5 protein-coding genes and 1 pseudogene are annotated in these 10,462 nt (G+C 39.9%); 1 reads left to right on the forward strand and 5 read right to left on the reverse strand.

What is annotated here, in order from left to right; all coding sequences use genetic code 11:
- Nucleotides 1–791 (forward strand): PLP-dependent aminotransferase family protein (locus tag ACOVQ4_RS10450; protein ID WP_421820587.1); only part of this gene is annotated, 791 nt, incomplete at its 5' end.
- On the opposite strand, the gene ACOVQ4_RS10455 is transcribed toward ACOVQ4_RS10450, so the two are convergent.
- The 5 genes and pseudogenes from ACOVQ4_RS10455 to rpoB form a co-directional block, all read right to left on the reverse strand.
- Nucleotides 788–1,864 carry a PfkB family carbohydrate kinase gene (locus ACOVQ4_RS10455; protein ID WP_421820588.1) on the reverse strand — a complete coding sequence of 359 codons (1,077 nt, stop codon included), beginning with the start codon at nt 1,862–1,864 and terminating at the stop codon, nt 788–790. The genes ACOVQ4_RS10450 and ACOVQ4_RS10455 overlap by 4 nt on opposite strands.
- A gap of 69 nt (nt 1,865–1,933) precedes the next feature.
- A complete protein-coding gene (locus ACOVQ4_RS10460; protein ID WP_421820591.1) occupies nt 1,934–3,385 on the reverse strand; it encodes a tagaturonate reductase in 1,452 nt (483 codons plus the stop codon).
- A gap of 249 nt (nt 3,386–3,634) precedes the next feature.
- Complete coding sequence (locus tag ACOVQ4_RS10465) at nt 3,635–3,955, reverse strand: DUF3467 domain-containing protein (RefSeq protein ID WP_421820589.1); 321 nt, start codon at nt 3,953–3,955, stop codon at nt 3,635–3,637.
- Between the two features lie 465 nt (nt 3,956–4,420).
- Entirely contained in the window at nt 4,421–8,749 is a 4,329-nt protein-coding gene (gene rpoC, locus ACOVQ4_RS10470) for a DNA-directed RNA polymerase subunit beta' (protein WP_421820590.1), read from the reverse strand.
- A gap of 109 nt (nt 8,750–8,858) precedes the next feature.
- Nucleotides 8,859–10,462: pseudogene (gene rpoB, locus ACOVQ4_RS10475) on the reverse strand (DNA-directed RNA polymerase subunit beta); the annotation flags it as partial.

Here is a 10,462-nt window from a genome sequence, read left to right on the forward strand (position 1 = left end):
GTTATCAAGCAAGCAACCAGACATTTGAGCATTTTGGAGCAACCATGATAACCATTCCTGTGGATGAAGATGGTTTGGATACAATTGCCTTAGAAAAACTCTGTCAGAAGCATCCTATCAGGATGGTATATGTTACCTCACATCATTATCATCCGACTACTGTTACGCTCAAACCTGAACGTCGTTTGCATTTATTGCAATTAGCTGAAACGTATGATTTTTGGATTATCGAAGATGACTATGACTACGATTTTCATTATGCTAATCGACCAGTACTCCCATTGGCTAGTGCCAATATACATGAAAAAGTCATCTATATTGGTTCTTTCACCAAGCTAATAGCACCCACTTTTCGAGTAGGATACGTTGTTGCTAGCCCTAAAATAATTGAAGAACTAGGTAAAATAAGAAGAATTATTGACCGTCAGGGAGATACTCTCCTCGAAGCCTGCCTAGCCGATTTATTAGAAGATGGAACACTCAGACGACACGTAACCAAGGCACTTAAGGAATATCGTGAGCGTCGTGATTTTACCTGTGATTTATTTGAAAAAGAGTTAGAAGAAAAGGTTTCTTTTGAAAAGCCACAAGGTGGAATGGCAATCTGGATGAAGTTTTCGAAAAAATATCCCTTAGAAATACTGTCAGAAAAAGCTAACAAAAAAGGCTTATACTTACCAAATGGGAGCGCATATAAACCTTTAAATGCCTGTAGAATTGGTTTTGCCTCAATGAATCTTTCAGAGATAGAAGAATCAATAACAATTCTAAAAAAAATAATGTTAGATTAGCGTTTGAGCTTTCCGCTTACATCACCTTGCACAACCATTTCAATTTCGGGAAGAGTTGCCAAATTAAAATCGCCCTCTATTGTATGCTTTAAGGCTGAGGCCGCTACACCATAGTCTAATGCTTTTTGAATATCTTGGAATGTGATATACGCATAAATAAAACCCGCCATGAAGGCATCGCCACCGCCAATTCGATCTACGATATTTGGGATATCAATTGTCTTAGTTTTTATCATTTCGGTGCCATTCCAGCATATTCCAGAGAGGGTATTATGTGAAGCAGAAATTTGCCCTCGTTTAGTATTTAGGACAAACTTGACTTGAGGGAATTGCGCTAAAATCTGTTGACAAATAGATTTAAAACTACCCTTTTCATCATTTGGAGTAATCCCAAACATATCATTGGCATCGCCTTTACTACAAATAATCACATCGCAATGCGCGATTAGCTCAGGCATTACCTCACTTGGCTTTTTGCCCCACTGCCAGAGATTTTTACGGTATCCCACATCCGCTGAAACCGTTAGCCCTAAACGACGAGCAGCTTTTACTGCATGAAGACAAGCCTCTGCAGCCGATGCAGATATGGCAGGAGATATTCCTGTAAAATGAAACCATTGGGCGTCAGCAAAGATGGCATCCCAATCAAAATCAGCAGGATTAAGTAATGCAAAAGCAGAATCAAAACGGTCATAAACTACCTTTGAAGGGCGCATAGCAGCACCATTTTCGACAAAATAAATACCCAAACGATTTCCTTTCATTTGCATAAACTCCGTACCAACACCATATTTGAGGTAGGTAGTGCGTGCTGCATAGCCAAGGTCATTATCAGGAAAAACTGTTACATGACTTGCTGGAATACCCATAATTGCAAGAGACGAAGACACGTTGGCTTCGCCACCACCAAAATTGATGTTGAACGAGTCCACTTGTGAAAATCTTGCAAAATTTGGTGTGGTAAGTCTCATTAACACTTCACCAAAGGTGATTACTTTTTTCATGATTCCTGATTCCTTAATGATTGTACAGAATTGTCTTCCGAAAGATAACAAATGCTTTTCAGAAATCATGTTTTGGTAAAACAAAAAGGCGTCCTAAACTCTTGGAGAGCTAGAACGCCTTTCTTGTTTCAATTATTCTTACAAGTATTTTGCAACTGATTCTTCAAACCCGGCCAACTGTGTTAAATCTTCACCCCAAAGACTACGATTGGATAATACTTTATGCAAATCAAAATTATCCCATGCATCGTAGAAATAGGATGCATAATTACAGTTAATCTGATAGTGCTCGCCGTTACATTCTCCGTAATAATTGCCATTTACCTCTTTTACAGCATGCATAAACTGTAAATAAGCAGCAAAACCCATAGCAAATAGCTCTGGCGCACGACCAAATTCACGGTAATACTCCATCAAGATTGGTACATTACGCATACGCATTTTAGCAGAATACTGTACTGTAATATCCAACAACTTATGATTGATATATGGATTACGGAAACGATCTAGCACCATACGGCCAAAACGATCGGCTGTTTTTGAATCTACTTTATATGGAATAGCCAAGGACAATTCGCCTAACATCAGATTGGTAATAATACGACTCATATAACCATTGGCCATCACGTCCTTTACGTATTTAAAACCTAGCAAATAAGCCATACCACACATGAGTGTGTGTGTACCATTTAGTAAGCGAAGTTTGAGTTCACGATAAATCTCGATGTCTTTGTCGATAATTACACCTTCATCTGCTTGTGCAAAACTCAACACCTTACGAACATGCTCATCGCCTTGAATAGCCCATAAACGGTAAACCTCCGACATGATCAACAAGTCATCCTGATATCCTAACTTCTGTAAAATTTCGGCTGAATTTTCAGGTTTTCCTGGTACTATTCTATCTACTAAAGAATTACAAAAACGATTATGTGTATCAATCCATTCAATAAACTCAGGTTCGAGTGCGTTACGATGAGCTTGTTCTAGTACAATTTCTTGCAGTTTGTCGCCATTTCCAACAATTAATTCGGTAGGCACAATCACCATTCCACTTTCAGCAGAACCTCCAAAATGCTTCCATCGTTCATACAAGAAAGCCAATAATTTTACTGGAAATGATTGAGGAGGAGACGACGTCACCTTATCGGATTCGAGTAGTGCAATTCCAACCTCCGTTGTGTTCGAAATAATTATTTGCATCTCTGGGTTACGGGCGCACTCCAAAATAGCACTCCACTCGTTACGAGCAGATAAGGTGCGAGAAATGGCACTATTGATAATCGTTTCTTCGATTAATTTACCATTTTCTAAGCCTTTCACACAGTGTGTATATAGGCCATCTTGTTCGTTAAAAGCATCGGCATCGCCTTTGTCTGTTGATTTTACGACAACGATACGTCCGTTAAATACACCTTGCTTATTCGCTTTATCGATAAAATAATCGCATAAGCCTCTCAATAATACGCCTGTACCAAACTGTAATACTTTTTCAGGTAAAGAGAATAAAGCTTCATCAGGCACTTGCACTTGTCCTTTTAATTGGGCAGATGCAGTCGATAAAAATGACTTGTTTAGTTTAAGATCCATCACACAACGAATATAATTTGTAAATACATACTTGACTAGAAAGTAAAATAAGGGGTTTATTCTACTCTATTTTAGGGATAATATTTATGAAGGATGTTGATGTGTCCCAAACTGTTAGGTGGGAATGGAAGTGTAATTCTTTAGGCAACGGGCATCAGGCAAGCACAACTCTTTGCCTAGTGCCTGCTGCCTATTGCCTAAAACATGAATACGCTAGACTATTCTTAAAATAGGTATTACTCATTTAGGCTATGCCTCACCAACTGGTCCATTATAATTTGTTGGGAATTGAAAGCCTATTGCTCCTTTTTCGTCTGAAATGCTTCCATAGGTATCTTCATACTTAGCGATATTCTCTTTGAGGGCATTTAGTAATCGGTAAGCATGATCTGGTGTCATAATAACGCGTGATTTTACTCTTGCTTTGGGTAAGCCGGGCATCATTTTGATAAAATCAATTACAAATTCACTTTGTGAATGTGCAATCATTGCAAGGTTTACATACTCACCTTCTGCCATTTCCTCGGTAAGCTCTACATTGATTTGGGTCTCGTCTTGTTGATTTGCCATAGTTTAAAACATAAAATTTTGTTTTTCAAATTTAATCAAAAACCCGACCTATTCAATTATTCTACCTTTTTATTGAAGCGAATTATGGCATAAAAATGAAGTTTTATCAATTTAAGTATTAACGCAAAATAATATTTAATTTTTGAGCCCTCGGCTTTCAGCTTTGGGCATTCGGCAAAACATATCTATCGTGACTAAAAAACATTTTAACACTCTTTGACTTGTGCCTGTTGCCCGAGAACTTAAACATAATTTTGCGTGCTAACTTAAGATAGGGTCGTTTTATAATTTTTTATTTCAAACTTATTTCACAAAAAAACACAACAACATCCTGTAAACAAGACACTTATCGACAAAAAACGAACAAACAAAGCCTTCGAGATTTTAGTATTTCCTCTAAAAAGAACAAAGGCTCTCAGAAATGAATCTAAGAGCCTTTGAAAATCTATTCAAAATGAGTTGTTATTACACAATCCAACGAGCTTTGCGATAGCCACCCACCTTTTGTTGAGCTTGCTGTTCTTTAGCTGTTTCGATTTGTTGTAACTCTTCTTTTGATGTAATGATATAATCTTGGTATTTGCGAACACCAGTACCTGCAGGAATCAAGTGACCAACGATTACGTTTTCCTTCAAGCCATCCAAGCCATCTGATTTTGCTCTGATAGAAGCTTCAGACAATACTTTGGTAGTTTCTTGGAACGACGCAGCCGAGATAAATGATTCGGTACCCAATGAAGCCTGCGTAATACCTTGCAAGTTTGGCTGTGATACTGCTGGTTGAGCATCACGAACTTCTACTTTACGTAAGTCGCGGCGTTTCAATGAAGAGTTTTCATCGCGTAGGGCACGAGTTGTAACAATCATACCTACTTTCATTTTATCGGAGTCACCTGCATCCACAACTACCTTTTTATCCAAGATATCGTCGTTAGCTTCACGAACTGCAAAACGGTCAACATTTTGGTTATTCAAGAACATAGTGTCACCAGAGTCAACGATTTCTACTTTCTGCATCATCTGACGAACGATACATTCGATATGCTTATCGTTGATTTTTACACCTTGTAGACGGTATACATCCTGAATTTCATTTACAAGGTATTCTTGTACGGCAGTTGGTCCTTTAATAGCCAAGATATCAGAAGGAGTTATTGCACCATCCGAAAGTGGCATACCTGCACGAACAAAGTCGTTGTTCTGTACAAGGATGTGTTTCGAAAGTGGAACAAGATACTTACGTTCTGCACCATCTTTTGCTTTAACGTAGATTTCGCGGTTACCACGTTTGATACCACCCAACGTGATAACACCGTCGATTTCAGAAACTACGGCAGGGTTAGAAGGGTTACGTGCTTCGAACAACTCGGTTACACGAGGAAGACCCCCTGTAATATCACGAGTTTTACCAGCTGCACGAGGGATTTTTGCGAGGATTTGACCTGGCTTAATCACGGCACCGTTTTCTACTGAAAGACGAGCTGCTACTGGTACGTTGTAAGAAGTTTCCTCACCGTTTTTGCTAACAACTACGATAGAAGGGTTCTTTGTTTTATCTTTAGATTCGATGATAACTTTTTCTCTCAAACCAGTTTGCTCATCGGCCTCTTCCTTATAGGTAATGTTTTCTTCGATTGAATCGAATCTTGCAATACCGTCTGCTTCTGAAAGGATTACAGCGTTGTATGGATCCCAAGCACAGATTTCTTCACCTTTAGTGATAGTTTGTCCATCTTTAACACGCAAATATGCACCATAAGGAACGTTGTTTGCGATATAAACTTGGTTTGTAGTAGGGTTCACGATTTGAACCTCACCCGAACGACCCATTACAATTTCGACAGGGTTGCCTTCAGCATCAACAGATGCAACAGTACGCATCTCTTCGAATCGGATAATACCATCAAATTTAGCTTTGATTGTGGCATCCAATGTTACGTTTTGGGCAGTACCCCCAACGTGGAAAGTACGAAGTGTCAACTGTGTACCTGGCTCACCGATTGATTGAGAAGCGATTACCCCCACAGCTTCACCGATACTTACCATTCTACCTGTTGAAAGGTTACGTCCATAACACTTAGCACAAACACCGTTACGAGTTTCGCAAGTCAATACCGAACGAATCTCGATAGAGTCGATTGCAGTATCATCTACGCTTGTTGCCATTTCCTCAGTGATTTCTTCACCTGCTGGAATCAACAATTCACCTGTAACAGGGTCATGCACATCGTGGATAGACACACGACCTAAGATACGCTCTGAAAGTGGTTCGATAATTTCTTCGTTATCTTTCAAGGCAGCGATTTGGATACCACGCAAAGTACCACAGTCTTCCTCATTAACGATAACATCCTGAGCAACGTCATGCAAACGACGAGTCAAGTAACCCGCATCGGCCGTTTTCAAGGCTGTATCGGCAAGACCTTTACGTGCACCGTGCGTAGAGATAAAGTATTCAAGTACGTCTAGACCTTCTTTAAAGTTAGAAAGGATAGGGTTTTCGATGATTTCACCTACCGAACCTTGCAAGTTCTTTTGAGGTTTTGCCATCAAACCACGCATACCACCCAACTGACGAATCTGTTCACGAGAACCACGAGCACCAGAGTGCATCATCATAAAGATTGCGTTGAAGCCTTGTTGGTCATTTTCCATCTGCTTCATCAACGTATCCGTGATTTTCGAGTTTACTTTAGTCCAAATATCAATTACTGCGTTGTAACGCTCGTTATCAGTGATAAGACCCATCAAGTAGTTGTCTGTTACTGATGCTACGTCTTCTGTAGCTTTAGTAATCAACTCAGCCTTTTCTTCTGGTACGATGATATCACCAATACCCATTGAAAGACCACCTCTGAAGGCCATCTGATAACCTAGTTCTTTGATATCATCTAGGAATTTGGCTGTACGAGCTACACCTGAAATTTTGAATACTTGTGCAATGATTTGTTGAAGCTTTTTCTTTGTCAACAACTCATTGATATAACCTACTTCTTCAGGTACACAAAGGTTGAATAATACACGACCAGCAACAGTTTTCACCATTTCTTCTACCAATGTACCATCTTCTTTACGAACCTTAGCTTTTACTTCGATATTAGCATGTTTCGAAACTTTTCCTTCGTTCATACCAATAACTACCTCTTCGAAGCCATAGAACTTCATACCTTCTCCTAAGATAGGGTACTCTGGTGTATGTCTACGTCCTTTTGTTACATAGTACAAACCAAGAACCATGTCCTGAGAAGGTACTGTAATAGGAGCACCATTGGCAGGGTTCAAGATATTGTGCGATGCCAGCATCAATAGGGATGCTTCGAGGATAGCCTCTTGACCTAGTGGTACGTGAACGGCCATCTGGTCACCATCAAAGTCGGCGTTGAAGGCCGTACAAGTCAATGGGTGCAACTGGATAGCTTTACCTTCGATCAATTTTGGTTGGAAAGCTTGGATACCCAAACGGTGGAGGGTTGGGGCACGGTTGAGAAGAACAGGGTGTCCTTTCATTACGTTTTCCAAGATATCCCAAACTACAGGATCTTTTCTATCAACGATTTTCTTAGCTGATTTTACCGTTTTTACAATACCACGCTCAATTAATTTACGGATAACAAACGGCTTAAATAGCTCGGCAGCCATATCTTTTGGCAAACCGCACTCATGCATTTTTAATTCTGGACCTACAACAATTACCGAACGACCAGAGTAGTCAACACGTTTACCTAATAAGTTTTGACGGAAACGACCTTGCTTACCTTTCAACATATCAGAAAGGGATTTTAAAGCACGGTTACCCTCAGAACGAACAGCGTTAACCTTACGTGAGTTATCAAATAATGAGTCAACTGCTTCTTGAAGCATACGTTTTTCGTTACGTAAGATTACTTCAGGAGCTTTGATTTCGATCAAACGCTTCAAACGGTTGTTACGAATAATTACACGGCGGTAAAGGTCGTTCAAATCGGAAGTAGCAAAACGACCTCCATCCAAAGGTACCAAAGGACGCAATTCTGGTGGAATTACAGGCACCATTTTGATAACCATCCACTCAGGTTTGTTCTCAATACGAGTACCAGCTTCACGGAAAGCCTCTACCACTTTCAAACGTTTCAAAGCCTCAGCTTTACGTTGTTGAGAAGTATCGTTAGCAGCCGAGTGACGAAGGCTGTAAGAAAGGTCATCCAACGCAGTACGTTTCAACAACATTTCAAGAGCCTCTGCACCCATCTTAGCGATGAATTTTTGAGGATCTTCGTCTGGTAGCAATTGGTTTTCACGAGGTAACTTATCGATAATGTCCAAATATTCGTCTTCTGTTAAGAAGTCCATTTTGTTTACACCATCTTCCTCTTTGATACCAGGCTGCACTACCACGTATCTTTCGTAATAGATAACTTGATCCAATTTTTTTGTAGAAAGACCTAACAAATAACCAATTTTGTTAGGTAAGCTACGGAAGTACCAAATATGGGCTACAGGAACTACCAATTCGATATGTCCCATACGCTCACGACGTACTTTTTTCTCGGTAACTTCTACACCACAACGGTCGCAGATGATACCTTTATAGCGAATACGCTTATATTTTCCACAGTGACACTCCCAGTCTTTCGTTGGACCGAAGATACGCTCGCAGAACAAACCTCCCATTTCTGGTTTGTAGGTTCTATAGTTGATGGTTTCGGGTTGGGTAACCTCACCATGCGAGCCCTCAAGAATTGACTCTGGCGATGCCAACGAGATAGTTACTTTTTGGAAGTCGCTATTTAATTTTCTATTCTTTTTGAATGACATTTTCGTGTTTGTATTTGAATGAAAATGGTTCTTTTTTGTGTATTTGAAAATGGGGAGATTTGAAGATTTGGAAAACTTTCGCAAATCTTCAAATCAATTTATCTTCAAATTACTCGAGGGTAATCTCTAGAGCAAGACCTCTTAATTCATGAATCAATACGTTGAATGATTCAGGAATACCTGGTTTTGGCATGTTTTCACCTTTAACGATAGCTTCGTATGCTTTAGCACGACCTACTACGTCATCGGATTTAACGGTTAAGATTTCTTGAAGGATATTAGCAGCACCAAATGCTTCGAGTGCCCAAACCTCCATTTCACCAAAACGCTGGCCACCAAATTGTGCTTTACCACCAAGAGGCTGTTGTGTAATTAATGAGTATGGTCCGATTGAACGAGCGTGCATTTTGTCGTCTACCAAGTGACCTAGTTTCAGCATGTAAATAATACCTACTGTAACAGGCTGATCAAAACGCTCACCAGTAAGACCATTGTACAAGTAAGTACGACCCCAAGCTGGCAATCCTGCTAATGCTAGTTCATGAGCCACTTCGGCTTCTGTACCACCATCAAAGATTGGAGTAGCATACTTCTTATTCAATTTTTCACCAGCCCAAGCCAATACTGTTTCGTAAATCTGACCAATGTTCATACGTGAAGGTACCCCTAGTGGGTTCAATACGATGTCTACTGGTGTTCCGTCTTCTAGGAATGGCATATCTTCGTCACGAACAATACGAGCAACTACCCCTTTGTTACCGTGGCGACCAGCCATTTTATCACCCACTTTTAACTTACGTTTTTTAGCGATATATACTTTTGCTAATTTCACAATACCCGCTGGCAACTCGTCACCTACTTCTAATACGAATCTTTCACGTTTGAAGCGACCTACTAATTCGTTACGACGAACGTTGTAGTTTTTAACTAATTGCAACAACAACTTGTTTGAAGCTTCATCTTCGGTGGCATCTTCCAAAATCAAGTCAGCTAACAAGTTAGCTTCTTCTGGCACACTATAAGAGCTATCATCACGGTATAAGTTTTTAGCAGGGAACAAAGCTTCTTCGATGTTACGAGCGGTGAACTTAATTCCTTTTTCAAGGATTACCGAACCAAACTTATGCTTGATACCATTACAAGTTTTACCTTCCAAAAGCTCAATCATTTTACCAATCATCGTAGCACGAATAGAAGTAAGGTCTCTTGACAATTGTTTTGATAAAATTGCCAATTCTTTCTTCGCCTTTTCGCGCTCGTCTTTGTCTTTCTTAGGACGGCTAAACAATTTTGTATCGATAACCACACCTTTCAATGATGGTGGTGCTTTCTTAGAAGCATCCTTCACATCTCCAGCTTTGTCACCGAAGATAGCACGAAGTAGTTTTTCTTCTGGTGTTGGGTCAGACTCACCTTTTGGCGTAATTTTACCAATAAGGATATCGCCTTCTTTCACTTCAGAACCTACACGTACTACACCATTTTCATCTAAGTTCTTCACGGTTTCTTCCGAAACGTTTGGAATCTCAGCTGTTAATTCTTCTTCTCCACGTTTTGTATCACGAACCTCTAGTTCGAATTCTTCAATATGGATTGAAGTAAAGATATCGTCACGAACAACTTTCTCAGAAATTACAATCGCATCCTCGAAGTTGTACCCTTGCCAAGGCATGAAGGCTACTTTCATGTTACGTCCAAGTGCCAATTCACCCT

This window comes from Flectobacillus sp., assembly GCF_049240685.1.
Classification (GTDB): Bacteria; Bacteroidota; Bacteroidia; order Cytophagales; family Spirosomataceae; genus Flectobacillus.